The following is a 24,669-nucleotide window of genomic DNA, read 5'->3' on the forward strand; positions in this document are numbered from 1 at the left end:
CGCCTCCCCACTCCGCCGTCCCGTCTTGAACACCGAAAGGCTCTCCCCGATGTCCACGAACACGCGCTTATCCATCGGCGTCTCGCTTCTGGGGGTCCTCGCCCTCGCCGCCTGCGGCACGACGGGCAAGGACACCGCGGCGGGCAAGGCCCCCGCCGGGCCGGTCAAGGGCGGCACGCTGACGTTCGCCGTCAACACCGAGCCCTCCACCTGCCTCGATCCCCATCAGAGCCCCGCCGACGTGGCCGGCCTGTTCACCCGGCCCGCCCTGGACTCGCTCGTGTCGCTCGACACCGAGGGCAAGATCCACCCCTGGCTCGCCACCAAGTGGACCGTCTCGCCGGACCAGAAGACCTACACCTTCACCCTGCGCGACGGCGTGAAGTTCTCCGACGGCACGCCCTTCGACGCGGCGGCGGTCAAGGCCAACCTCGACCACATCGTGAACCCCGCCACGAAGTCGCAGCTCGCCGCGGGATACATCGAGCCGTACAAGGGCAGCGAGGTCGTCGACCCGCACACGGTGAAGGTCCACTTCAGCAGGCCGTACTCGCCCTTCCTGTCCGCTCTCGCCACCGCGTACTTCGGCATCGAGTCGCCGCGGTCGCTGAAGCAGCCGCAGGACGCGCTGTGCAAGAAGGTCGTCGGGTCCGGGCCGTTCGTGATCGACGAGTACGTGGTGCAGAAGGGCATCACCTACCACCGCAACCCCGGCTACGCCTGGGCGCCGGAGGGCGCCGCGCACACCGGGGAGGCGTACCTGGACAAGCTGGAGATCAAGGTCATCACCGAGGACTCCGTCCGGCTCGGCGCGCTGACCAGCGGGCAGGTCGACGGGATCGCCAGCGTGCCGCCGGTGAACGTCAAGCAGGTGCAGGGCGACCCCCGGCTGACCGTCACCACGCGGCAGGCGCCGGGCGGCAACTACAACTACTACCCGAACACGACCTCCGGGCCGTTCGCCGACAAGCGGGTCCGGCAGGCGTTCCGCGACGGCATCGACTTCGCGACGATCGTCAAGAACCTCTACTTCGGGGCGTTCCAGCCCGCGGCGGGCCCCATCTCCCCGTCGACCGACGGGTACGACAAGACGCTCGAAGGAAAGACGAAGTACGACCCCGCGGCGGCCGCCCGGCTGCTGGACGAGGCCGGCTGGTCGGGGAAGGACGCCGAGGGCTACCGGACCAAGGACGGCAGGCGGCTGACGATCCGCTGGGGGTTCCTCAAGGCGTTCGCGCGTGAGCAGCGCGACACGCTGGCCGAGCAGATCCAGGCCGAGGCCAAGAAGATCGGCTTCGAGATCCAGTTCGTCTCCGGCACGGTCAACGAATGGCTGGAGAAGTATCCCAAGGGCGACTACGACCTCATCGACTTCAGCTGGCAGCGCGCCGACGGCGACACCCTGCGCAACCTGTTCGACACCTCCGCCATCCCCACGGCCGCCAAGTTCGGCCAGAACGCCGCCCGCCTGTCCGACAAGGACGTCGACGGCTGGCTGAGCGACGCGCTGGACACGACCGACCAGGCCAAGCGGGCCGAGCTGTACGCCAAGGTGCAGCAGCGGGTCACCGACGAGGCCGCGGTCTTCCCGGTGTACGTGTTCAACTACCTGCTCGGGACCGGCAAGAAGGCCCACGACATCGGCTGGGAGCCGCAGGCGTACCCGACCTTCTACGGCGCCTGGGTCGAGCAGGCATGACCGCCGTCGCCGTACCGGCCACCCGGGCCCGCGCCCGGGTGGTCCGCCCGGTGCTGGTGCGGCTGGGCACGTCCGTCCTGGTGCTGTGGGGCGCGGTGACGGTCGCGTTCGCCGGCCTCCACCTCACCCCGGGCAACGTCGTCGACCTGCTCATCGGCAGCAGCACCGTCACACCCGAGGTCCGCGCCCGGATCATCGCCGACTACGGGCTGGGCCGGCCGCTGCCCGCCCAGTACGCCGCCTACCTGGGCCGGGTGCTGCACGGCGACCTGGGCCAGTCGTACCAGCTGCACCAGTCGGTCGCCTCGGCGATCGGCGAGCAGGTCGGCTCGTCCGTCCAGCTCATGCTCTCGTCGTTCGTCCTGGCGGTCGTGGTCTCGGTCACGGTCGCGGTGCTGACCGCGGGCCGCCGGTGGGCGCGGGCGGTGTTCTCCGGCATCGAGCTGGTCGGCATCTCCATCCCGTCGTTCTGGGCCGGGATCCTGCTGCTCACCGTCTTCTCGTTCGGGCTGGGGATCTTCCCCGCCACCGGCGGGGACGGCCTGGAGAGCCTGGTCCTGCCGTCCGTCGCGATGGCGATCCCGGTCGTCGCGACGCTGAGCCAGGTGCTGCGCGAGGGACTGGAGCTCACGCTGGAGGAGCCGTTCGTGCTCACCGCCCGCTCGCGCGGCATGTCCGACCTGGGCGTGCGCCTGCGGCACGCGCTGCGGCACGCCCTGCTGCCCACAGTCACCCTGGCCGGGTGGATGGTCAGCTTCCTGTTCGGCGGGGCCGTGATCATCGAGTCGGTCTTCTCCCGGCAGGGCATCGGGCGGCTGACCCTCGCGGCCGTCGGCAACAAGGACCTGCCGGTCGTGATGGGCGTGGTGCTGATCGCCTCGCTGCTCTACGTCGTCATCAACATCCTGCTCGACCTGCTCTACCTGGCCATCGACCCGCGACTGCGAGGTGCCTGAGTGACCACGTCCACCCTTGTCGCACCCGCCGTGGTCGTGGGGCGCGGACGGCGGCGGCGGGTGCCGCGGGCCGGCGTCTGGGCCGCCTCCGCGTTCCTGCTGGCCGTGACCGTGGTCGCGGTGGCGCCCGGCCTGGTCGCGCACGGCTCGCCCGACCTCACCGACGCCGTCGCGGCGCTCCGGCCGCCGGGCGGCGGGCACCCGCTGGGCACCGACGCCAACGGTCGCGACATCTTCACCCGGATCGTGTACGGAACGAGGCCGTCGGTGCTGGCCGGGCTGGCCGCCACCGCGATCGCGGTGACCGGCGGCACCCTCGTCGGGCTGCTGGCCGCGCTCGGCGGCCGGGCGCTCGACGAGGCCGCCATGCGCCTTGTCGACATCCTGCTCTCGCTGCCGGGACTGCTGCTGGCCCTGCTGGTCATCGCCGTCGTCGGGCCGGGGACGCTCAACGCGGTCTTCGCCATCGCCGCCTACACGCTGCCCGGCTACGCGCGCCTGGTCCGCGCCCAGACCATGGTCATCCGCAGGTCCGGGTACGTCGAGGCGGCCGTCTCGCTCGGGCTGACCAGGGCCGGGATCGTCACGCGGCACGTGCTGCCCAACGCGTTCGCGCCGCTGCTGGTGGTGGCCACGATCGAGGTGGGCACCGCGCTGGTCGCGGCGTCGTCGCTCAGCTTCCTCGGCCTCGGCCCGAAGCCGCCCGCCCCGGAGTGGGGGGCGATGCTGTCGGCCGGGCGCGACTACTTCTCCGTCGCCTGGTGGGTCGCGGTCTTCCCGGGGCTGGCCATCACGCTCACCGTCCTTTCCGTCACGGTCGTCGGCCGCCATTTGCAGCGGCGCGTCGAAGGGAGACTGTCGTGACCGAACAGCGGGTCACCCCGATCGTCGAGGTGTCCGATCTGCGGGTCTCGTTCGGCCAGGTCGAGGCCGTCCGCTCGATCTCGTTCACGGTGAGCCCGGGGGAGTGCGTCGCCATCGTGGGGGAGTCGGGCTCGGGCAAGAGCGTCACCGCCCGCACGCTGATCGGGCTGACCGGCCCCGGCGCCGAGGTCACCGCCCGGTCGCTCGTGGTGGCCGGCCGCGACGTCACGGCGTACGGCGAACGGCAGTGGCGGGCGGTGCGGGGCGGCGAGGTCGGCTACGTCCTGCAGGACGCGCTGGTCTCGCTCGACCCGCTGCGCCCGGTCGGCAAGGAGATCGCCGAGACCCTGCGGCTGCACCGGACCGTGCCGCGCGGGGACGTGCGGCGGCGGGTGGTCGAACTGCTGGGCGAGGTGGGGGTGCCGGAGCCGGAACTGCGGGCCGCGCAGTATCCGCACCAGCTCTCCGGCGGGCTGCGGCAGCGGGCCCTGATCGCCTCGGCGGTCGCCTGCGCGCCCCGGCTGCTGATCGCCGACGAGCCGACCACCGCCCTGGACGTCACCGTGCAGGCGCAGATCCTGCGGCTGCTGGCCGAGCGCCGGCGGGCCGGGGCGGGGCTGCTGCTGATCAGCCACGACCTCGCCGTGGTGGCCGAGCTCGCCGACCGGGTGCTGGTGATGAAGGACGGCGTGGTCGTCGAGGAGGGTGTCACCCGTGACGTGCTGGGCGCCCCCCGGCACGCCTACACCCGCCGGCTGCTGGCCGCGGTGCCCTCCGCACACGGCAGGGGCACCCGGCTCACCGTGCCCGAGGACGGCTCGGCGCCGCGTCCGGCGCCGGCCGTGCTGCCCGGCGGGGTGGTGGTCAGGGCATCCGGGCTGGCCAAATCGTTCACCGGGCCGGACGCCCTGGCCCGGGCGGCCGTCGACGGGGTGTCGTTCGAGCTGCGGGCCGGGGAGACGCTCGGGCTCGTCGGCGAGTCGGGCTCGGGCAAGACCACAACGGCCCGCCTGGTGCTGGGGCTGGTGGAACCCGACGCGGGCGAGGTGGAGGTCGACGGGAGGTCCTGGCGGGGGCTGGGGCCCGCCGGGCGCCGGGCCCTGCGGCGGCACATCCAGGTGATCTACCAGGACCCGCTGAGCTCCTTCGACCCCCGCTTCACCGTACGGCGGATCCTCGGCGAGGCGCTCGCCGTGGGCGGCGAGCCGCGCCGGACCCGGCGCGACCGGGCCGTCGAGCTGCTCGCGCGGGTAGGCCTGGACGAGTCGATCCTGGACCGCAGGCCGCTGCGCCTGTCGGGCGGGCAGCGGCAGCGGGTGGCGATCGCCCGGGCGCTGGCCCCCCGGCCCCAGGTGATCGTCTGCGACGAGCCGGTCTCCGCGCTGGACGTGTCGATCCAGGCGCAGGTGCTCGACCTGCTCGCCGACCTGCAGGCCGAGCTCGGCGTGGCCTACCTGTTCATCTCCCACGACCTCGGCGTGATCCACCACGTCAGCGACCGGGTACTGGTGATGAAGGACGGCCGGGTGGTGGAGTCCGGCGACGTCCGAAAGATCTTCACCCAACCGGCCGCGCCGTACACGCGGGAGCTCCTGGCCGCGATTCCCCGGCTGGACCGGACACCCCGGCCGGACGAGGCCCCGCAACCGGACCGGACGGCCCGGCTCGATCATCGGGCGCACGACCGGGAGGCCGTGGCATGACGTACGACATCGCGATCGTCGGGGCGGGCGTGCACGGCGCGGCCGCCGCGTTCCACCTCGCCCGGCGCGGCGTCTCCGTCGCCGTGTTCGACCGGGGCCCGGTCTCGGGCGGCCCCACCGGGCGGTCGGGCGGCATCTGCCGGGCCTACTACACCGACCCGTTCCTGGCGGAGACGGCGCGCGACGGCATCGCGTTCCTCGCCGGCTTCGAGGAGCGCACCGGCGGGCACCAGTCGGGGTTCCGCCGGACCGGCGCGTTCTACCTGCACGGTCCCGGCGACGCCGGGGCGGCCGCCGAGACCGCCGCGCGGCTCGGCGAGCTCGGCGTCCGCAGCGAGCTGGTCGGCGCCGGGGCGCTGCCCGCCCGGCTGCCCGGCCTGGACCTCGACGGCGTCGCCGTCGCCGTCTGGGAGGCGGACGCCGGGTACGCCGACCCGTACGCTGCGACGGTCGGGCTGGCCGCCGCGGCGCGGCGGCACGGCGCGGTGTTCCACCCGCACCGCCCGGTCGTCGCGCTCGCCGAGGAGAGCCGCGGAGCGGCGGTGACCACCTCCGACGGCGTGGTCCACCGGGCCGGGCGGCTGCTCGTGGCCGCCGGGCCGTGGACCGCCGCCCTGCTGCGGCCGCTAGGCGTGGACCTGCCGCTGACCGTGGAGCGGCACGTCGTGGCGGTCTCCGAGCACGACCCCGCCGACGCCGGCGGGCTCGTGCCGCACGTCCTGATCGACCTGCCCGGCGGCTACTACACGACCCCGCAGCCCCGCACGCAGTACCTCACCGGCGGGGTCGTCCCGGCCTCCGCGGCCGATCCGGACGACGTCCCGGGCCCGCGCCCCGACGAGCTGGAGGCGCTCGCCGCGGCCTCCGCCGTGCGCTCCGCGGCCCGCCGCCGCGCCCGGGTGACCGGCGGCTGGGCCTCGCTGTACGACGTGAGCCCCGACTGGCAGCCGGTCACGGGCCAGGTCGGCGAGCACGTCTACGTCGACGCCGGCACCAGCGGTCACGGTTTCAAGCTCGCGCCCGCCTGGGGCGACCACGTCGCCCGGCTGCTGCTCGGCGACCCCGATCCCCGCCTCGCCGCCTTCGGCCCCGGCCGCTTCGCCACCGGCGCGAAGCTGGCCGCCGGGTTCGGGACGGCCAGGATCCTCGGCTGACATCCACGACAAGGAGCCAACCCCCATGACCACCCACGCGCCCGCGTACGCGAGCCCCGCCGACGTCGCCGCCCACGGGCCGTACGGACCGGGCCGGACCGACCGGCCGGGACCCCTCTATCCGTTCCAGGGCCGGATCACCGCCGGCGGGTCCGGCGAGTACCCCGCCGAGCCCGGCCGCTACCACCTGTACGTCTCCTACACCTGCCCGTGGGCGCAGCGCGTCGCCATCGTGCGCGACCTCGCCGGGCTGCGGGACGTCGTGTCGCTGTCGTACGTGGACGACGACCGGGACGCGCGCGGCTGGGCGTTCCGCGAGCGGCGCGGCCCCGACCCGGTCAACGGCTTCACGCTCCTGTCCGAGGCCTACGACGCCACGGAGCCCGGATATCCGGGCCACATCTCGGTGCCGGTGGTGTGGGACCGGCGGACGAACCGGATCGTCAGCAACGACTACGCCGTGATCCCCGCCGACCTCGGCACCGCGTTCGCCGAGTGGGTCGGCTCGGGCGTGGACCTCTACCCGGCGGACCTGCGGGACGAGATCGAGGCGCTGGACGAGGAGATCGCCCGTGACCTCGGCCAGGGCGTGAACCTGGTCGCCAGGGCCTCCACGCAGGAGGAGTACGAGTGGCGGCGCGAGCAGGTCACCGCAGCGCTGGACCGGCTCGACGCCCGCCTGGCCGACCGGCGGTACCTGTTCGGCGACCGCCTCACCGAGTCCGACGTGCAGCTGTGGGTGGTGCTGGTCCGGTTCGACCTGCTGCACAACCCGCTGGCCGGGATCGGCGAGCGGCCGCTGACCGGCTACCCCAACCTCTGGGCGTACGCCAGGGACCTGTACGGCATCCCGGCGTTCCGCGAGACCACCGACTTCGCCGCGTTCCGGCTGCCCGGCCGGCCCGCCGGCTCCGGCGGCGGGCCGGTGCGGATCGAGGTCGCGCCGCACGAGGCGGACTGGGCCGAGCCGCACGGCCGCGAGGCGCTCGCCGGGGAGCACGTGTGAGCACCCCGCGCGCGGCTTCCGGAGACGCCGGGGTTTCCGGAGGCGCGGGGGCCGGGCCCCCTGCGGGGGCGGTGCGCTGGGGGGTCACGCTGCCGCTGGCGGGGCTCGGGCTGCACCGGCACCGGGAGATCGTCGAGGCGCTGCCCTCCCTGGGCTACGGCGACGTGTGGACCGGGGAGGGCGGCGGTTACGACGGCCTCACCGCGCTGACCGCGGCCCTGGCCTGGTCGCCGGGCCTGCGGGCGGGCACGGGGGTCCTGCCGGCCCAGACCCGGGGCCCCGGCGTGCTCGCCCAGACGGCCGCCTCCATGGCCGAACTGGGCCAGGCCGAGGTGCTGCTCGGCATCGGCTCGTCCGTCCCCGCCCACGTCACCGCGCTGAACGGCCGCCCGCACGGACGCCCGTACGCGCACGTGCGGGACCTGCTGCGGTTCCTGCGCCGGGCCTTCGACGGGGAGCATGTCGTGGAGACGTACGAGACCTTCTCGATCGACTTCGAGCTCCGGCGACGTCCCCCGGTGCGGCCGAAGGTCATCGTGGGCGCGCTGCGGCCCGGCATGCTGAAGCTGGCCTTCACCGAGGGGGACGGCGCGATCACCAACGTGCTGGCCGCCCACGAGGTGCCGAGGATCGTCGAGGCCGCCGGGCCGCCCGCCGAGGGGCAGGAACTGGTCGTCAAGATCTTCGTGACGCCGACGGACGACGCGGCGTACGCCAGGGCGGCCGGACGCGCCTTCCTCGGCTGGATCCTCAACCAGCCGCCCTACCGCGCGTTCCACGACTGGCTCGGCCGGGGCGACGCGCTGGCCGCGTCGCGGGCCGCCTGGGACGCGGGGGACCGGCGGGGCGCGGCCGAGGCGCTCCCGGACTCGGTCGTGGACGAGCTGTGGGTGCACGGCTCGCCGGAGGAGTGCCGCGCCCACATCGCGCGGTACCTGCACCCCGGCGTCACCGCGGTCGAGCTCCACGTCACCCCGTCCCCGGAGCTGGACGCGGCCCCCGGCGCGCTGCCGGAGGTGCTGGCCGCCCTGCGGGTCCCGGACGACCACGCCGCGTCCCCGGGACGGAGCTGACCCGCGGATTTGTTAGGGTGCGCGGATGCCCTCCCAGCGCACCCTCCTGCCGCGTTCGACCCCGGCCGCCTCGGGGATGTCGTCCCGGGCGGTCGCCGCGCTGCTGGACCGGCTGGAAGCGCGATCCGCCGAGTGCCACTCCGTCATGGTCGTGCACCACGGTCACGTCGTCGCCGAAGGCTGGTGGGCGCCGTACTCGGCCGGACGCCCGCACCTCCTCTACTCGCTGACCAAGTCGTTCACCTCGGTCGCCGTGGGGCTCGCGATCGCCGACGGGCTGCTCTCGCGGGACGACCGGGTGGTGGACGTGCTGCCCGGCCACGTTCCGGCCGGCATCCCGGAGCAGGCACGCCGCCTCACCGTTCACCACCTGCTGTCCATGACGGCCGGGCACCGCACGGACAGCCTCGCCCAGGCCTGGGAACTGGAACCGGGCGACCTGGTGAAGGGCTTCCTGCGCGTGCCGTTCACCGAAGCCGAGGGAACACGGCACACCTACGACAACACGACCACCTTCGTCCTGGCCCGGATGGTGGAACGGGTCACGGGCCGCGGCCTCCCGGAACTGCTCGACGAGCGCCTCTTCGGGCCGATGGGCGTGGACCACGCCGAATGGGACCGGGTGGCGAGCGGTGCCGCCTTCGGATTCCACGGACTGCACCTCACGACCGAGGCCGTCGCCGCCTTCGGTGAACTGCTGCTGCGCGGAGGCCTCTGGGGCGACCGGCGGCTCGTCCCGCGCGAATGGGTGGAGCTCGCGACCGGACGGCACGTCGACACCCTGCCGTTCGAGGACGGATCAGGGGACGCCGACTACCTCTGCGGTTACGGTTACCAGTTCTGGATGTCGCGTCACGGATACCACGGTGACGGCTCCTTCGGCCAGCAGTGCGTGGTCGTGCCGTCGCACGATCTCGTGGTCGCCGTGACCGGGGCCCATACGCAGGCGCAGGCGGTGCTCGACGCGATATGGGAGTGCCTGCTCCCCGGCACCGGCCACGCGGGAAGCGCCGGGGACGACGAGATCCTCGCCGACCGGCTGCGGCGGCTGTCACTCGCGCCGGTGCCGGGTGCGGCCGCCCCGGAGCGCTCCGCCGAGGCGAGACTCGACGCCTCCGCCGAGGGTTCGGCCCTGCCCGGCGGAACCACGGTGACCGTCGATCCGGTGGACGGTGGATGGCTCCTGCGATTCGGGTCGTTCCTCGCCGTAGAGGCCGGCCACGGCGGATGGCGGGAGAGCTCGCCGCTCGGCCGCCCCGTCGTCGCGACCGGCGCCTGGCAGGGCGACACGTTCGTCGCCGACCTCTACGTCATCACCACCCCGCACCGGGTCCGGCTGGTGGTCGACGCCGGCGCGGGGACGGCGGTGGCGACGTGGAACATCGTGCCCCTGACCAGCCCCGATCTGGTGTCGCATCTGCGGTCGCCGCTGATGACGCGGCCCGACGTGGCGTAGGAGGCGCCGGCCGGGCTCGACGTCAGCGAGGCCGCGGCCGGCGAGCCCGGCGCTCAGACGCCGGCGTCCGCCCACGCCTCGGCGAGCAGGTCCTGGGAGCGGACGCGGTCGGCGTGGTCGTGCGTGATCGTGGTCACCAGGAGCTCGTCCGCGCCCGTCGCCTCCTTCAGCACGCGCAGCCCCTCCACCACCTTCTCGGGGGTGCCCGCGAACCGGGTGTCCACCCGGTCCGCGACGAGTGCCCGGTCCTCCTCGCTCCACTCGTGGGCATACGCCTCCTCGGGAGAGGGATACCGGACGGCGCCCCCGCCGGACCGGATGCTGCGCACCCACAGCCCGTACGGCTCGCCCGCGCGGCGGGCCTCCTCCTCGGTGGGCGCGACCAGGACGTCGGCGGACACCATGACGTGCGGCTCGGGATAGTCCCGGGACGGCTTGAAGGCGTCCCGGTAGGCCTCGACCGCCTCCAGCACGGTGGCCGGGCTCACGTGGTAGTTCGCCGCGAAGGGCAGCCCGCGCTCGGCCGCGACCTGCGCGCTCTGGCCGCCGCTGCTGCCCAGGACCCACAGCTCCACCTCGGCGCCCTCCCCGGGCTGGGCGTGCGCCTCGTGCCCCTCGTCGGAGCGGTAGCGGCCGGCGAGCAGCGCGATGATCTCGTCGACCTGGACGGCGAAGTCGGGCGTCTGTGCGCCGGGCTGCTGCAGCAGCGCGCCGGCCAGGGCGAACAGCGGGTGCTTGGCGAGTGCGGCGAACGAGAACGGCGGCGGGATCAGCAGGCCCCGGACCGTCCGCGCCCCCGGGGCAGGCGGGTCGGCGGGCTGGGGCGCGGCCGGCGGGGTGGTGAGCAGTTCCCGGGCGCGCTGGCCTGAGCGGCCGAGGCCCAGGTCGATGCGGCCGGGATGCAGCGCGTCCAGGGTGCCGAACTGCTCCACCACGGTGAGCGGGGTCTGGTGGCCGAGCTGGACCGCGCCGGAGCCGACCCGGATGCGGCGGGTGGCCGCGGCCACCGCGCCGATGAGGACCGCGGGCGCGGAGCTCGCCACGCCGGGGGTGAGGTGGTGCTCGGCCAGCCAGTAGCGGTGGTATCCGGCGTCCTCCGCCCGGCGGGCGAGGTCGACGGTGTTGCGCAGGGCGTCCCGCGCGGTGGCTCCGGAGGAGATCGGAGCGAGGTCGAGAACAGACAGGCGGGTCATGCGGGTCCTCCGGTGGGGAACGGCCTGCTGGGGATCTCCGCGCGCAGGACGGGAGCGATGTCGCTCTGGAACAGTTCGAGCGACGCCCGGTGCTGCGCGCCGGTCAGCCCGTCGGCCTCCGCCTGCACGTGCAACACCTCGTGGCCGAGCCGCTCGTGGTAGCGGTGCACCTTGTCGATGATCTGCTGGGGGCTGCCGACGAGGATGGAGCTGCGTTCGACGGCGTCCTCCAGCGTGTGGAACACCGGGTCGAGCCCCCGCTTCTCCAGGAACGCCACCCGGGCGTCGAAGATGGGCCGGTAGGTCTCGACGGCGTCCTGCGATCTCGGTGTGGCGTAGTAGCCCGCGCTGCCCGCTCCCACCAGCGCGCCGGCCGGGTCGTGGCCGTAGTGCTCCCACCGCTCCCGGTAGTACCGCACCAGTTCGGCGTACGGCTCGACGGGATTGGTGACGTTGGCGGAGAAGAGGGGGTCGCCGTATCGGGCGGCGAGGTCCACCGACTCCCTGCTGGTGGCGCTGCCGTGCCAGACCCGCACCGGCCGCTGGAGCGGCCGGGGGAGCACCTCGGCCTCGGCCAGGGGCGGCCGGAAGCGGCCCGACCAGGTCACCCGGTCCTCCCGCCAGAGCCGCCGGAAGAGCTCGTAGCCCTCGCGGTTGCGGTCCCACTGGTCCTCGCCGGTGACGTGGAACAGCTCCGCCTGGGCGGTGCCGTTGCCCTTGCCGATCATCAGCTCCAGGCGCCCGCCGGACAGATGGTCGAGGGTCGAGTAGTCCTCGAACGCCCGCACGGGGTCGAGCAGGCTGAGCGTGGTCACCGCGGTGAACAACCTGATCCGGCGGGTCAGCGCCGCGACGTGGCTCAGCACCACGGGCGGGGACGAGGACAGGAACGGCCGCTCGTGCCGTTCCCCGAAGGCGAAGCCGTCGAAGCCGAGTTCCTCGGCGAGTACCGCGCTCGCCACGATCTCGCGGAAGCGCTCCGTCGGAGACCTGAGCTCGCCGGTCAGCGGATGCGGCAGGTGGAACCCGAGCGTCATGGCCAGGAACTTCACGCCCGGACCACCTCCCCGCCCGCGAGCCGCGCAGGGCCGCCCGGAGCGGTGACGCCGCTCACGACGCCGTCGCGTAGCGGTTGGCGGGGCGCGGCAGGCCGAGCCGCCCGCGCAGGTCCCCGGTGTCGTACGCGGTGCGGAACGCGCCCGCCGCCCGCAGTTCGGGCACCAGGCCCCTGGTGATCGCCACCAGGTCGCGGGGCAGCTCGCCCGGCCGGAGGCGGAATCCGTCCAGCCCCGCCTCCCGCCAGCTCAGCAGCAGGCGGGCGAGCGCCTCCGGGGTGCCGGTGAAGATGTGGGCGTCCGAGACGAACTCGCCCCCGTCGAGGTCGTCGAGCCGCGCCTTCCGGTCGGCCGCGCCGCCGGTCTCCAGGAAGACCACCAGGTCCGCGAAGATCTTCAACGGCGGCCCGGCCCGGCCGGTCGCGGCCTCGGCGGCGCGCACCTGCTCGACGATCGCGGAGGCGTCCTCCCGGTCCCGCGGCGTGACGTACACGACGTCGGAGGCCCGGGCGGCGAACTCGTACGGCTGCCTGTCGTGGGCGAGGGAGGTGACCAGCGGCTGCCCCTGCGGCGGGCGCGGCGTGATCGAGGGACCCTTCACGCTGAACCAGGAGCCGCGGAAGTCGATGTAGTGCAGCTTGTCGCGGTCGACGAACCGGCCGGTCGCGACGTCCCTGATCTCGGCGTCGTCCTCCCAGCTGTCCCACAGGCGGCGGACCACCTCCACCGCGTCGGCGGCCTCGCCGAGCAGGTCCGCCACGTGCCGGGTGAAGGCGGGATCGGCGCGGTCGGAGAAGTCCAGCGGAGGCAGGACCCGGCGGCCGAAGTGCGCGGCGTGGTCGGGGCGGCCCGAGACCTGGGGCCGCCACCCGGCCCGGCCGCCGCTGATGTGATCGAGGGAGGCGATGCCGATCGCGACGTGGAACGGCTCGGTGTGGGTCGTGCCGGTGGTGGGCACGAGGCCGATCCGCGAGGTCAGCGGTGCGACGGCGGAGGCGATCAGCACGGCGTCGAGCCGTCCGCGCACCTGGTCGAGCCGCTCGTCGGGTTCGTTCAGGCGGGTCGACTGCAGGCCGAGCGCGTCTTCGAAGGTGACGAAGTCGAGCAGACCGCGCTCGGCCTCCGCGGCGAGGTCCGCCCAGTAGGCGAGGGTGAACAGCCGGTCCGGTCGCGCGCCCTCGGCCCGCCAGGCGGCCGGGTGCCAGCCGGCCCCGTCCAGTGCGACGGCGAGGTGCAGGGTCATCGGTTCTCCTTCGTACGGGGGGCCGGCACGGGGGCGGCCGGGTCGCGGAGGGGCAGGTCGCGGAGGGCGGAGTCACGGGTGCCCAGGTCACGGGGGGCGGAGTCACCGGAGGCCGGGTCGCGCGGGGCGGAGTCACCGGAGGCCGGGTCGCGCGGGGCGAGGCCGAGGTGGTCGCGGAGGGTGGGCCCGGTGTACTCGGTCCGGAAGACGCCCTTCTCCTGCAGCAGCGGGACGACCTTGTCGACCAGGTCGTCCAGCCCGCCCGGGGTCAGGTGGGGCACGAAGATGAAGCCGTCGGCGGCGTCGGTCTGCACGAAGTGGTCGATCTCGTCGGCGACCGCGCGCGGCGTGCCGATGAAGGTCTGCGGCGAGGAGACCTCGATGGCGAGCTCCCGGATCGACAGGTTCTTCTCCTCGGCGAGGGCGCGCCACTTGGCCACCACCTCGCCGCGGTCGCGGCGGAAGGCCGCGTGCCCCCTGGTCACGCCCTCCTCCAGGTCGGGCTCGATGTCGGGCAGCGGGCCGTCCGGGTCGTACGCCGACAGGTCGCGCCCCCAGACGGCCTCCAGGAAGTAGATCGCGGTCTGCGGGCCGACCTGCGCGCGGCGGATCTCGGCGGCCCGTTCCGCCGCCTCCGCGTCGGTGTCGCCGAGCACGTACGTCACCGCGGGGAGGATCTTCAGGTCCTCCGGCCGCCGGCCGTACGCGGCGAGCCGGCGCTTGACGTCCCGGTAGAAGGCGCGGCCCTCCTCCAGCCTGCTGTGCCTGCTGAAGATCACGTCGGCCGAGGACGCGGCGAACTCGCGGCCCTCGTCGGAGTCGCCGGCCTGGATGATCACCGGGTGGCCCTGCGGGCCCCTGGGCACGTTGAACAGCCCCGAGATGTCGAAGTGCCGGCCCTGGTGCCGGAAGGCGGTGACGCCGCCGGGCCGCAGGAACCGCCCCGCCTCCGGGTCCGCGGCCACCGCGTCGGGGGCCCAGGAGTCCCACAGCTCCCTGGCGGTCTCCAGGAACTCCTTCGCCCGGCTGTACCGGTCGGACTCGTCCAGGAAGCCGCCGCGGCGGAAGTTCTCGCCGGTGAAGGCGTCGAAGCTGGTCACCACGTTCCACGCGGCCCGGCCGCCGCTCAGATGGTCGAGCGACGCCAGCCTCCTGGCCACCTCGTACGGTTCGTTGAAGGTGGAGTTCACCGTCGCGGCCAGTCCCAGGTGGGTGGTGACGGCGGCCAGCGCGGCGAGGACGGTCAGGGACTCCGGACGGCCCACGACGTCGAGGTCGTGGATGCGGCCCTTCGCCTCGCGCAGCCGCAGTCCCTCCGCCAGGAAGAAGAAATCGAACTTGCCCCGTTCGGCGGTCCGGGCCAGGTGGCGGAACGACTCGAAGTCGATCTGGCTGCCCGACGCGGGATCGGACCAGACGGTCGTGTTGTTCACGCCCGGGAAGTGCGCGGCGAGATGGATCTGCTTGGTCATCGGGCGCTCCAGGTGACGGAAACCTAGTAACACAGTAGGGATTAAGGGTTTTTGCGTCAATCGTCACCGCCGAACTGATGGGGGAGCGGGCCCTCGGCGGCCGCGAACGCGTCCCGGCGGTCCGGAAAGAGACCCCGGTTGGCCTCTTGACGGGGGGTTGACCTATCCTCTCCGTCACGTCATCGAACTGCTCCAGGGTTGGGCGGGCCGTGAGACGCGGTGACGGACGCGGCGACCGCGACCGGGCGAGCAGTGGCCGGGCCGGCGCTTACGAAGGGGTGGCGTAGTGGCGCTCAGTGACGACGCCGAGCCGGGGCCGGTGACGGCGACCGGCGCCGACGTGTTCACCGCCGACGAGGAGATCGGCCGGGACCTCGCGAAGGTGGACTGGCGGGCGACCCCCCTCGGACCGCCGGACGAGTGGCCGCAGAGCCTGCGGACCGCGGTGAGCATCCTGCTGTCGTCCCGGTTCTCCATGTGGATGGCGTGGGGCCCGGAGCTCACCTTCTTCTGCAACGCCGCCTACCGCCGCGACACCCTGGGGCGCAAGTACCCGTGGGCGCTGGGCCGGCCGGCCAGCGAGGTGTGGGCGGAGATCTGGGACGACATCGGTCCCCGGATCGGCACCGTGCTCGCCACGGGACAGGCCACCTGGGACGAGGCGCTGCTGCTGTTCCTCGAGCGGTCCGGCTACCCGGAGGAGAGCTATCACACGTTCTCCTACAGCCCGCTGCGCGACGACTCCGGCGCCGTGGTCGGCATGTTGTGCGTCGTCATGGAGGACACCGAGCGGGTGGTCGGCGAGCGCCGCATGGCGACACTGCGCGATCTCGGCTCCGACCCCAGCGTGGTCCGCACCGAGCAGGAGATGCTGGCCTTCACCTGCCGCCAGCTCGGCAACAACCGGCGCGACCTCCCGTTCACGCTGACCTATCTCTTCCAGGACGACGGCGGCGCGCGGCTGGCGGGCGTGACCGGCATCTCCGCCGGGCACCCGGCCGCCCCCCTGACCCTGCCGGCCCGCGACTCCGGCGAGGCGGTGTGGCCCATGGCGGCGCCGGCCCGGGGGGAGTCGGTGCTCGTGGAGCTCGACGCCGCCGGGTTCGCCGAGCTGCCGTCCGGTGACTGGCCGGAGCCGCCCGCCCAGGCGCTGCTGGTGCCGTTGCTCCAGCAGGGCAGCGCGCCGTACGGGTTCCTGGTGGCCGCGCTCAACCGGTACCGGCTCCTCGACGAGGGCTACCGGGGGTTCCTGGAACTGGCCGCCGGGCACGTCGCCGCGGGCATCGCGAGCGCCCGCAGCTACCAGGCGCAACAGCGGCGGGCCGAGGAGCTGGCCGAGCTCGACCGGGCGAAGACCGTCTTCTTCTCCAACATCAGCCACGAGTTCCGCACCCCGCTGACCCTGATCATGGGCCCGGTGGAGGAGCTGCGTAACCGCCTGCAGGGAGCCGACCCGCAGGTGCGCGAGGAGCTCGAGGCCATCCGCCGCAACGGGTTGCGGCTGGGCAAGCTCGTCAACACCCTGCTCGACTTCTCCCGCATCGAGGCCGGCCGGATGCAGGCCGGCTACGAGCCCGTCGACCTGGCCGCGGTCACCGCCGAGCTGGCCAGCCTCTTCCGCTCCGCCATCGACAAGGCGGGCCTGGACTTCGAGGTCGACTGCCGTCCCCTGGACGAGCCGGTCTACATCGACCGCGGCATGTGGGAGAAGGTGGTCCTCAACCTGCTCAGCAACGCGCTGAAGTTCACCTTCGAGGGCTCGGTCGGCGTGTCGGTGCGCGGGGGTGACGGTCACGCGGTGGTGACCGTCACCGACACGGGCATCGGGGTCCCGGCCGACGAGGTGCCGCGGCTGTTCGAGCGGTTCCACCGCATCGAGAACGCCCGCTCGCGCTCGAACGAGGGCAGCGGCATCGGCCTGGCGCTCGTGCAGGAGCTCGTCGGCCTGCACGGCGGCACCATCGCGGCCGAGAGCGCCGAGGGCGAGGGCACCCGCTTCACCATCCGCCTGCCGTTCGGCGTCGCGCACCTGCCCGCCGAGGCGATCACGACGACCGCCGGCGGCAGCATGGCGTCCGCCACCGCGGACCCCTACGTCCAGGAGGCCCTGCGCTGGCTGCCCGCGGACGACGCCGCCGCGGCGTCCGGCGGGGACACCATGGAGCTGACCGCCCAGGACCCCTCCGCCGCCCGCCCCGCGGGCGCCCCGGCGCGGGTGCTGGTGGCCGACGACAACGCCGACATGCGCGGATATCTCGTCCGGCTCCTCACGGGCGCGGGTTACCACGTCGACACCGTCGGCGACGGGCAGGACGCGCTGGACGCCATCCGCGCCGACGCCCCCGACCTCGTGGTGAGCGACGTGATGATGCCCCGCCTGGACGGCCTGGCGCTGGTCGCGGCGTTGCGGGCCGATCCGCGCACCGCCGCCGTCCCGGTGCTGCTGCTGTCGGCGCGGGCGGGCCAGGAGGCGTCCATCGAGGGACTGCAGGCCGGCGCCGACGACTACCTCGTCAAGCCGTTCGCCGCCGCGGAGCTGCTCGCGCGGGTGCGGGCCAACATGGAGATGGCGCGGCTGCGTCACCACCAGGCCCGCTGGCGCACGGCGCTGGTCGACTCGCTGCAGGAGGCGTTCTTCGTCTGCGACGAGGACGGCGCGGTCGTCGAGGTCAACAACGCCTTCGCCGAGATGCTCGGGTACGGCCCCGAGGGGCTGCCGTACCGGCCGATCCATCCCTGGTGGCCGGACCGCGAGCTCGACCCCGCCGCCCACCGGCAGGTCGCCGACGCCTTCGCGGGCCTCGTCGGCCCCGGCCAGGGCAGCTACGCCATCCCCGTCACCCACCGGGACGGGCACCGGCTGTGGATCAGCGTCACCTTCAACAAGGCGCAGGACCCCGACACCGGCCGTCAGGTCGTCGTCGGCACCTTCCGCGACGTCACCGCCGAGCACTACGCCATCCAGCGGGAGAGCGCCCTCGCCTCCCTCAGCACGTCCCTGTCCCAGGCCGGGAGCCTGTCCGAGGCGCTGTCCGGGGCCCTGGGGGAGCTGCGGACCCTCTGGCGCGCCCGACACGTGCTGGCCGCCGTCTTCGAGCACGAGGGCGACCCCACCCTGACCGCCACCGACACCTCGCTGCACTGGCGCGCGCTGCCCGCCGGACGCCGCGAGGCCCTCACCGGCCTGCGCCGCCGGCCCCTGCTGACGCCGGTCGCCGACGGCGGCGGAGTCGGCGTGCTGCTGGAGCACCCGGACGGCCCGATGGCGTTGTGGGTCGAGCTGGGCGGCCAGCGGCCCTTCTCCCGTGAGGACGAGCTGCTCCTGTCGCTGCTCGCCGGGCACCTCGCCCAGGGGCTCGTCCGCGCGCACCAGATCGACCAGCAACGCGAGACCGCGATCGCGCTGCAGCGCGCCATCCTCGGCCCCGCCGACCTGCCCGAAGGGTTCGCCGTCCGCTACGAGCCCGCCACCCGTCCCCTGGAGGTCGGCGGCGACTGGTACGACACCATCGCCCTGCCCGGCGGGAACATCGGCATCGTCGTGGGCGACTGCGTCGGGCGCGGCGTGGAGGCCGCCGCCGTCATGGGACAACTGCGCAGCGCGTGCCGCGCGCTGCTCCTGCAGGACGCCAGCCCGGCGCGCACGCTCATGGCCCTGGACCACTTCGCCGCCGGCGTCCCCGGCGCGAAGTGCACCACCGTGTTCTGCGGCGTGCTCGACCCGGAGACCGGGGTGCTGACCTACTCCAGCGCCGGGCACCCGCCGGGCATCCTCGCCCACCCCGACGGCACCACCCGCCTGCTCGAAGACGGTCGGTCGATCCCCCTGGCCGTACGTCCCGGCGCGGCACGCCCGGAGGGACAGGCGGTCATCCCCGCGCGTGCCACGCTCATGCTCTACACCGACGGCCTGGTCGAGCGCCGCCGCAGCCCGCTGAACGCGGGCATCGACCAGGCCAGCCGGGCCGTGCAGGACGGCCGGGACGCCGCCGTCGACGACCTCGCCACGCAGGTGATGGTGCGGCTGGCGCCCGCCGACGGCTACGACGACGACGTCGCCCTGCTGCTCTACCGCCACCCCGCGCCGCTGGAGATGGCCTTCCCCGCCGAGTCGTCCCAGCTGGCGCCCGTCCGCAGGGCGTTGCGGAGCTGGCTCGCCCAGTGCGACCTGCCGGCCCAGACCGTCCAGAACGTCCTGGTCGCCGCCGGTGAGGCGTGCGCCAACGCCATCGAGCACGGTCACCGCGACGCCCCCGGCGACGTCGTCCGCCTGCGGGCCGAGGCCTTCGTGGACAACCTGCGCCTCGTCGTCGCCGACACCGGCCGCTGGAAGTCCCCCAAGGCCGAGGAGAACACCCACCGCGGGCGTGGTGTCGCCCTCATGCGCGCCATGATGCAGCAGGTCACCATCACGCCCGGCCCGTCGGGCACCATCGTCGACATGCACACGAGGATCGCCTGATGACCACGCCCCTCACCCTCACCTCCGGCCGCCGTGCCGACGGCGCCGCGCTGCTGACGGCCACCGGCGAGATCGACATGAGCAACACCGACGCCCTCGCCGAGGCCCTCGGCAAGATCCCGGGCCCTCTCGTGCTGGACCTGACCGCCGTCGAATACCTCGACAGCGCCGGCCTGAGCGTCCTGTTCGCCCACGCCGACCACATCACCCTCATCGCCAACCCGCTGCTCACCCCCGTCCTGGACATCTCCGGGCTCGCCGGTCTCGCTCCCGTGCACACCGCCGAGCACGAGGTCCCCATCTCGTCGTAGGGGCGGCCGCGCGCAGGTGAACGGCGCGTCGCGAGCCGGGAAGGCGCCGGTCAAGACCGGGCAAAGCCCCTCCGGGCCACTCCGCGCGGGCGTTAGCGTCGCGCCGACCAGCCACGCAGCCGCCTCGCCGCCGTCTCTTCAGTCGCCGTGCGGCCGCCGCGTGCGGCCGGTCGCCGTGACCGTACGGGGGGCCGGGCGCCGCCCCGCCATCTCGGGGGGCATGCGTGACTGGTGCAGGGGTGACCGGTGCGGGGGTGACGCGTGCGGGCGTCCCGGGAGCAGGGGTGACAGGACCGCGCAGGACCGTCGCGGTGACCGGGGTGTACGCGATCCTCTGGGGGCTCGTCCTCGCCGGTTGCGCGGCCGTGCCGCCCGCGCCCCGAGCCGTGCCGTCCTCTCCGTCGCTGTCCCCGCCGCCGTCCCCGTCGCGGTCGCAGGGGGCGGCGCCGCCGGAGCGGGAGAGACAGGAGCCCGAGGGAGCGGGGCGGGCCGACGTCTACGCGGCCGACCGGCCCGGGATGCTGAGCCCGGTCGTCAGGGGCTTCCGCTCCCTGGTGTACGTGCCCAACAGCGAGAGCGGCACGGTCGACGTCATCGACCCGGAGACGTACCGGATCGTGCGGCACTTCACCGTCGGGGCGCTTCCGCAGCACGTGGTGCCGTCCTGGGACCTGAAGACCCTGTGGGTGAACAACAACCGGGGCAACACTCTCACCCCCATCGACCCCCGCACCGGCAGACCGGGCCGCCCGGTGCCGGTGGAGGACCCGTACAACCTGTACTTCTCGCCGGACGGCGCGTACGCGCTGGTCATGGCGGAGCGGAACAACCAGCTCGACCTGCGCGACCCGCACAGCATGAAACGGCTGCGCTCGCTGCCGCTGCCCTGCCGTGGCGTCAACCACGGCGACTTCACCGCCGACGGCTCGGTGTTCCTGGCCAGCTGCGAGTTCAGCGGCGACCTCGTCGTCGTCGACTGGCGCACGCCCAGGTTGATCCGCCGGGTCCACCTCGGCCACATGAGCATGCCGCAGGACGTGAAGCTGTCGCCCGACGGCCGCGTCTTCTACGTCGCCGACATGGAACGGCACGGCGTGTGGCTGGTGGACGCGTCGACGTACGAGGTCGTCCGGTTCATGCCGACCGGGCGGGGCGCGCACGGCCTCTACGCCAGCCGCGACTCGCGCCACCTGTACGTGTCGAACCGCGGCGAGGGATCGGTGTCCGTCGTGTCGTTCGCGAAGCGGAAGGTGGTCGACGTCTGGCGGATCCCCGGCGGCGGCTCGCCGGACATGGGCGGCGTCTCGGCCGACGGCACCAAGCTGTGGCTGAGCGGCCGCTACCACGGGGTCGTCTACGTCTTCGACACCCGGACCGGCAGGGTCGTCCGCACCATCCCCGTCGGCGCCGGGCCGCACGGGCTGTGCGTGTATCCGCAGCCCGGCCGCTACTCGCTCGGCCACACCGGCGTCTTCCGGTGAGCCGTCCTTCCGGTGTCCTGCGCCGTCTCCCGCTTCCGCCGGCGCTCACGCGCCCGCGGTGACGGCCCTCAGCTCGTCGAGCGACTCCCGCATGAGCCGCGGCAGGTCCGGGCCGCCGGCGTCGCCGGCCCACCGCTCGAACGCGATCTTGAAGACGGCGATGCCCGCCTCCGCCGCCAGGCTCGCGGCCGGCTCGGCCACGCCACGCCCGCGCAACGCCCCGGCGAGGGACGCGGCGAGCGACGCGAGTTTGATCAGTTCGCGTTCCCGCAGCTCCGCGTGCGCTGCGACGACGGCCTGACGCCGCCGCGCGTACTCCCGGCGCTCCTCGAACATGCCGCCCGCGACGTCGAGGGCCGCGGCGATCGCGTCCATCGGCGCCGTCGCCTCGGGCGCGCCGGCGACGGCGTTCACGAGGAGCTCCTCCAGCGCGCGCGAGCCGTGGAACAGCACCTCGCGCTTGTCGGCGAAGTGCCGGAAGAACGTCCGCTCCGTGAGCCCCGCCCGCCTGGCGATCTCCGCGACCGTGGTCTGGTCGAACCCGCGCTCCGCGTAGAGCTCCAGCGCCGACCGCGCCAGCCGGCCACGCGCGTCCGGCTCCCATCGACCCATGTCCTGATCGTAGCGCGATGACAGTCACTGACATCGTGACGTATGCTGACGACAGTGACTGACATCGATTCTCGTGCGCGTCCGTGCGCCGAGGACGGTCACTCCGTCGGGAGGTTCTCTCATGCGCGTTTTCGTCACCGGGGCGTCGGGCTGGATCGGCTCCGCCGTCGTGCCCGAGCTCGTCGGCGCGGGTCACCAGGTCACCGGGCTGGCCCGGTCGGACGCCTCGGCCGGCGCCCTCGCCCGGGCCGGGGCGCAGGTGCGTCGCGGCACGCTCGACGATCTCGACATCCTGCGGGCCGGGGCCGCCGAGTCGGACGGTGTGATCCACCTCGCGTTCAAGCACGACATCGCCTTCTCGGGCGGCTTCGAGGAGGCCGCCGACGCGGACCGGCGCGCCGTGGAGGCGCTCGGAGACGCGCTCAAGGGCTCCGGACGGCCACTGGTGATCGCGTCGGGGACGCTCGGCGTCGCGCCGGGAGGCGTCGCGACCGAACGGGACGGAGCCGGAGGGCGGGGGAACGAGCCGGGCGCCGCCGCGCTTCCGGGCGGCGGCCTCCGGGGGCGGATGGGGACGGCGCTGCTGACGCTCTCCCTGGCCTCCCACGGCGTACGGTCGTCGGTCGTGCGCCTTCCTCCGACGGTGCACGGTGAGGGGGACCCCGGCTTCATGGCGGTCCTGGTCGGCATCGCCCGTCAGAAGGGCGTCTCCGGCCACGTCGGCGACGGGTCCAACCGCTGGCCCGCCACGCACCGGCTCGACGCCGCGCACCTGTTCCGCCTGGCGCTGGAGAAGGCCCCGGCGGGGTCGGTGCTGCACGCCGTCGCCGAGGAGGGCGTGCCGATCCGGGCCGTCGCCGAGGTGATCGGCCACCACCTGGACCTGCCGGTGGTCTCGGTCGCCCCGGAGGAGGCGAGCGCGCACTTCGGCTGGCTGGGCGGTGTCGTCGGGGCCGACAGCCCGGCGTCGAGCGCGGTGACCCGCGACCTGCTCGGCTGGCGGCCGGTGCAGCCCGGGCTCCTCGACGACCTCGGCAAGGGCCACTACTTCTCCTGACGGCAGGACCGGGCGGGAGATCTTACGGGTCGCGAACGGTCGTGCCCGGAGCGGGGCCCGCGCGGCCCCGGCGGTCTACCCTCGGCCCGTGAAGGTGCTGCTGACCGGCTCGGCCGGGTTCATCGGAAGTCACGTCGCCGAGGCGCTGACGGCGGCCGGGCACGAGGTGGCCGGCCTCGACCTGCGGGCGGGCGGCGTCGAGCGCGGAGACGTGCGCGACGGGACGACCGCCGACCGCCTGCTGCCGGGCGTGGACGCGGTGGTCCACCAGGCGGCCAAGGTCGGCCTCGGCGTCGACGTGGCGGACCTGCCGGACTACGCCTCGGTGAACGTGCACGGCACGGCCGTGCTGCTGGCGGCGATGGCACGGCACGGCGTCGGCCGCCTGGTGCTGGCGTCGTCCATGGTGGTCTACGGGGAGGGCGCCTACGAGTGCGGCGAGCACGGGCCGGTCCGGCCCCGCCCCCGGGCCGCCGAGGACCTCGACCGGGGGATCTTCGAGCCGCGCTGCCCCGGCTGCGCCTCGCCGCTCACGCCGGCGGTCATCGGCGAGGACGCGCCCGCCGATCCCCGCAACGCCTACGCCACCACGAAGCTGGCGCAGGAGCATCTCGCCGCCAACTGGGCCAGGGAGACCGGCGGCGTCGCCGTCGCCCTGCGGTACCACAACGTGTACGGCCCCCGGATGCCCAGGGACACGCCGTACTCGGGGGTCGCGGCGATCTTCCGGTCGGCGCTGGAGGCGGGGCGGGCTCCGCGCGTCTTCGAGGACGGCGGGCAACGGCGCGACTTCGTCCACGTCCGGGACGTCGCGCGGGCCAACCTGGCGGCGCTCGCCGCGGGGCGGGAGGGCGCCCTGTCCGCGTACAACGTGGCGAGCGGACAGCCGCACACGGTGGGGGAGATGGCCGCGGAACTGGCCGCGTGGCGGGGCGGGCCGCGCCCGGTCGTGACGGGGGAGTACCGCCTCGGCGACGTGCGGCACATCGTCGCCTCGCCCGGCCGGGCGAGGGCGGAGCTGGGATTCCGCGCCCGCGTCGGATTCGCCGAGGGCATGCGGGAGTTCGCCGTCGCGCCGCTGGGCTGAGCCGGGCGGGCGGGATGGCATCCTGGTGTCCCGTCGGGCATGATCCGTCAGACACGACCCGTCAGACACGATCTAGGTGAGCGAGTGCGATGAGAATCGTCGAGGACGACCTGTCCGGGCCGGAGATCGCCGAGTTCCTCGAGGAGCACCTGCGGGAGATGCGGTCCATCACGCCCCCGGAGAGCAAGCACGCCCTGGACCTCGACGGCCTGCGCCGTCCGGAGGTCACGTTCTGGTCGGTGATGGACGGCGGCGCCGTGGTGGGCTGCGGGGCGATCAAGAGGCTGGACGACTCCCACGCCGAGCTGAAGTCGATGCGGACGGCGGCGGCGCGCAAGCGCGCGGGGATCGCGTCCCTGCTGCTGCGGCACATCCTCGCCGAGGCCGGGCGGATGGGCTTCACCCGGCTGAGCCTGGAGACCGGCGCGGAGGAGCACTTCCTGCCCGCCAGGAAGCTGTACGAGAAGTTCGGGTTCACCTACTGCGAGCCTTTCGGCGACTACCGCCCCGATCCGCTCAGCGTGTTCATGACCAGACAGCTCTGAGGAGCGGTCACCTCCGGGAGAAGACCTCGGCCTGCCGGCGGACGCCCGCCGCCTTCATCCGGTGGGAGACTCCGTCGCAGGTCAGGGCGCCGCGCTGAGCGTCGACGCGGTCAACCGCCGGGGCCGCACCGCGAGGCTGTCGATCACGGTGACGCCGCTCCACGAGAACGACGCCTCCGTCCACGGCCTGATCCTCGTCCTCACCACGGGGTGACCACGAAGCGACCGTACGGCCGGGGC

Annotated in this window: 20 protein-coding genes; 15 read left to right on the forward strand and 5 right to left on the reverse strand. The window is 74.0% G+C overall.

All coding sequences use genetic code 11. The features are described 5' to 3' along the window. The first annotated feature begins 49 nt into the window (after positions 1 to 49). The 8 genes from HHX40_RS09945 to HHX40_RS09980 are packed head-to-tail and all read left to right on the forward strand — an operon-like array spanning position 50 to position 9,911. A complete protein-coding gene (locus HHX40_RS09945) occupies positions 50 to 1,699 on the forward strand; it encodes an ABC transporter substrate-binding protein (RefSeq protein WP_182880275.1) in 1,650 nt (549 codons plus the stop codon). Further along, on the forward strand, positions 1,696 to 2,655 hold the full coding sequence (locus tag HHX40_RS09950; protein ID WP_182880276.1) for an ABC transporter permease: 960 nt from the start codon (positions 1,696 to 1,698) through the stop codon (positions 2,653 to 2,655). The genes HHX40_RS09945 and HHX40_RS09950 overlap by 4 nt, the downstream gene beginning before the upstream one ends. After that, positions 2,656 to 3,519, forward strand: coding sequence for an ABC transporter permease (locus HHX40_RS09955; RefSeq protein WP_182880277.1), 864 nt, complete (start codon positions 2,656 to 2,658; stop codon positions 3,517 to 3,519). Further along, a complete protein-coding gene (locus HHX40_RS09960; protein ID WP_182880278.1) occupies positions 3,516 to 5,222 on the forward strand; it encodes a dipeptide ABC transporter ATP-binding protein in 1,707 nt (568 codons plus the stop codon). Before HHX40_RS09955 ends, HHX40_RS09960 begins: the two co-directional genes overlap by 4 nt. Continuing rightward, on the forward strand, positions 5,219 to 6,376 hold the full coding sequence (locus HHX40_RS09965) for an NAD(P)/FAD-dependent oxidoreductase (protein WP_182880279.1): 1,158 nt from the start codon (positions 5,219 to 5,221) through the stop codon (positions 6,374 to 6,376). The genes HHX40_RS09960 and HHX40_RS09965 overlap by 4 nt, the downstream gene beginning before the upstream one ends. 25 nt (positions 6,377 to 6,401) lie before the next feature. Further along, complete coding sequence (locus HHX40_RS09970) at positions 6,402 to 7,382, forward strand: glutathione S-transferase C-terminal domain-containing protein (RefSeq protein WP_182880280.1); 981 nt, start codon at positions 6,402 to 6,404, stop codon at positions 7,380 to 7,382. Next, a complete protein-coding gene (locus HHX40_RS09975; RefSeq protein WP_220498891.1) occupies positions 7,379 to 8,455 on the forward strand; it encodes an LLM class F420-dependent oxidoreductase in 1,077 nt (358 codons plus the stop codon). Before HHX40_RS09970 ends, HHX40_RS09975 begins: the two co-directional genes overlap by 4 nt. 25 nt (positions 8,456 to 8,480) lie before the next feature. Beyond that, positions 8,481 to 9,911 carry a serine hydrolase domain-containing protein gene (locus HHX40_RS09980; protein WP_182880281.1) on the forward strand — a complete coding sequence of 477 codons (1,431 nt, stop codon included), beginning with the start codon at positions 8,481 to 8,483 and terminating at the stop codon, positions 9,909 to 9,911. Positions 9,912 to 9,964: 53 nt separating this feature from the next. On the opposite strand, the gene HHX40_RS09985 is transcribed toward HHX40_RS09980, so the two are convergent. From HHX40_RS09985 to HHX40_RS10000, 4 genes are read right to left on the reverse strand one after another with little or no spacing between them, the layout of a single operon-like run. Then, a complete protein-coding gene (locus tag HHX40_RS09985; RefSeq protein WP_182880282.1) occupies positions 9,965 to 11,104 on the reverse strand; it encodes an LLM class flavin-dependent oxidoreductase in 1,140 nt (379 codons plus the stop codon). Next, positions 11,101 to 12,156, reverse strand: coding sequence for an LLM class flavin-dependent oxidoreductase (locus HHX40_RS09990; RefSeq protein ID WP_182880283.1), 1,056 nt, complete (start codon positions 12,154 to 12,156; stop codon positions 11,101 to 11,103). Before HHX40_RS09990 ends, HHX40_RS09985 begins: the two co-directional genes overlap by 4 nt. 58 nt (positions 12,157 to 12,214) lie before the next feature. Continuing rightward, on the reverse strand, positions 12,215 to 13,402 hold the full coding sequence (locus tag HHX40_RS09995; protein ID WP_182880284.1) for an LLM class flavin-dependent oxidoreductase: 1,188 nt from the start codon (positions 13,400 to 13,402) through the stop codon (positions 12,215 to 12,217). Then, a complete protein-coding gene (locus HHX40_RS10000) occupies positions 13,399 to 14,874 on the reverse strand; it encodes an NtaA/DmoA family FMN-dependent monooxygenase (RefSeq protein WP_182880285.1) in 1,476 nt (491 codons plus the stop codon). Before HHX40_RS10000 ends, HHX40_RS09995 begins: the two co-directional genes overlap by 4 nt. 286 nt (positions 14,875 to 15,160) lie before the next feature. Here HHX40_RS10000 and HHX40_RS10005 point away from each other — a divergent pair, with 286 nt between their 5' ends. The 3 genes from HHX40_RS10005 (at position 15,161) to HHX40_RS10015 (ending at position 21,128) form a co-directional block, all read left to right on the forward strand. After that, positions 15,161 to 19,336, forward strand: coding sequence for a SpoIIE family protein phosphatase (locus HHX40_RS10005; RefSeq protein WP_310738015.1), 4,176 nt, complete (start codon positions 15,161 to 15,163; stop codon positions 19,334 to 19,336). Next, positions 19,336 to 19,647 carry an STAS domain-containing protein gene (locus HHX40_RS10010; RefSeq protein ID WP_138460182.1) on the forward strand — a complete coding sequence of 104 codons (312 nt, stop codon included), beginning with the start codon at positions 19,336 to 19,338 and terminating at the stop codon, positions 19,645 to 19,647. The genes HHX40_RS10005 and HHX40_RS10010 overlap by 1 nt, the downstream gene beginning before the upstream one ends. Positions 19,648 to 19,931: 284 nt before the next feature. Then, positions 19,932 to 21,128: a hypothetical protein gene (locus HHX40_RS10015; RefSeq protein ID WP_220498892.1), complete on the forward strand. Its 1,197-nt coding sequence runs from the start codon at positions 19,932 to 19,934 to the stop codon at positions 21,126 to 21,128. A gap of 45 nt (positions 21,129 to 21,173) precedes the next feature. Here the strand turns inward: HHX40_RS10015 and HHX40_RS10020 are convergent, their stop codons facing one another. Beyond that, positions 21,174 to 21,740 (reverse strand): TetR family transcriptional regulator, encoded by a 567-nt coding sequence (locus HHX40_RS10020; RefSeq protein WP_182880287.1) that lies wholly within the window; start codon positions 21,738 to 21,740, stop codon positions 21,174 to 21,176. A gap of 121 nt (positions 21,741 to 21,861) precedes the next feature. Between HHX40_RS10020 and HHX40_RS10025 the strand changes: the two genes are divergently transcribed. The 4 genes from HHX40_RS10025 to HHX40_RS10040 all read left to right on the forward strand — a co-directional run bounded on the left by HHX40_RS10025 (position 21,862) and on the right by HHX40_RS10040 (position 24,643). Further along, positions 21,862 to 22,797, forward strand: a complete 936-nt coding sequence (locus tag HHX40_RS10025) for an SDR family oxidoreductase (protein ID WP_182880288.1) — start codon at positions 21,862 to 21,864, stop codon at positions 22,795 to 22,797. 88 nt (positions 22,798 to 22,885) lie between these two features. Beyond that, entirely contained in the window at positions 22,886 to 23,884 is a 999-nt protein-coding gene (locus tag HHX40_RS10030; RefSeq protein ID WP_182880289.1) for an NAD-dependent epimerase/dehydratase family protein, read from the forward strand. 89 nt (positions 23,885 to 23,973) lie between these two features. Further along, positions 23,974 to 24,429 (forward strand): GNAT family N-acetyltransferase, encoded by a 456-nt coding sequence (locus HHX40_RS10035; RefSeq protein WP_182880290.1) that lies wholly within the window; start codon positions 23,974 to 23,976, stop codon positions 24,427 to 24,429. A 61-nt stretch (positions 24,430 to 24,490) separates the two neighbouring features. Then, the gene (locus HHX40_RS10040) at positions 24,491 to 24,643 is read left to right on the forward strand and encodes a hypothetical protein (protein ID WP_182880291.1); all 153 of its coding nucleotides are present in this window, start codon (positions 24,491 to 24,493) and stop codon (positions 24,641 to 24,643) included. Positions 24,644 to 24,669: the final 26 nt, after the last annotated feature.

The organism is Microbispora sp. H10949, from assembly GCF_014161435.1.
In the GTDB taxonomy this organism is placed as follows: domain Bacteria; phylum Actinomycetota; class Actinomycetes; order Streptosporangiales; family Streptosporangiaceae; genus Microbispora; species Microbispora triticiradicis.

Coding starts and splice junctions, on each gene's coding strand:
- HHX40_RS09985 (WP_182880282.1), bottom strand. CDS start 11,104: ATGACCCGCCTGTCTGTTCTCGACCTCGCTCCGATCTCCTCCGGAGCC.
- HHX40_RS09965 (WP_182880279.1), top strand. CDS start 5,219: ATGACGTACGACATCGCGATCGTCGGGGCGGGCGTGCACGGCGCGGCC.
- HHX40_RS10010 (WP_138460182.1), top strand. CDS start 19,336: ATGACCACGCCCCTCACCCTCACCTCCGGCCGCCGTGCCGACGGCGCC.
- HHX40_RS09950 (WP_182880276.1), top strand. CDS start 1,696: ATGACCGCCGTCGCCGTACCGGCCACCCGGGCCCGCGCCCGGGTGGTC.
- HHX40_RS10000 (WP_182880285.1), bottom strand. CDS start 14,874: ATGACCAAGCAGATCCATCTCGCCGCGCACTTCCCGGGCGTGAACAAC.
- HHX40_RS10025 (WP_182880288.1), top strand. CDS start 21,862: ATGCGCGTTTTCGTCACCGGGGCGTCGGGCTGGATCGGCTCCGCCGTC.
- HHX40_RS09980 (WP_182880281.1), top strand. CDS start 8,481: ATGCCCTCCCAGCGCACCCTCCTGCCGCGTTCGACCCCGGCCGCCTCG.
- HHX40_RS09945 (WP_182880275.1), top strand. CDS start 50: ATGTCCACGAACACGCGCTTATCCATCGGCGTCTCGCTTCTGGGGGTC.
- HHX40_RS10020 (WP_182880287.1), bottom strand. CDS start 21,740: ATGGGTCGATGGGAGCCGGACGCGCGTGGCCGGCTGGCGCGGTCGGCG.
- HHX40_RS09995 (WP_182880284.1), bottom strand. CDS start 13,402: ATGACCCTGCACCTCGCCGTCGCACTGGACGGGGCCGGCTGGCACCCG.
- HHX40_RS09970 (WP_182880280.1), top strand. CDS start 6,402: ATGACCACCCACGCGCCCGCGTACGCGAGCCCCGCCGACGTCGCCGCC.
- HHX40_RS10035 (WP_182880290.1), top strand. CDS start 23,974: ATGAGAATCGTCGAGGACGACCTGTCCGGGCCGGAGATCGCCGAGTTC.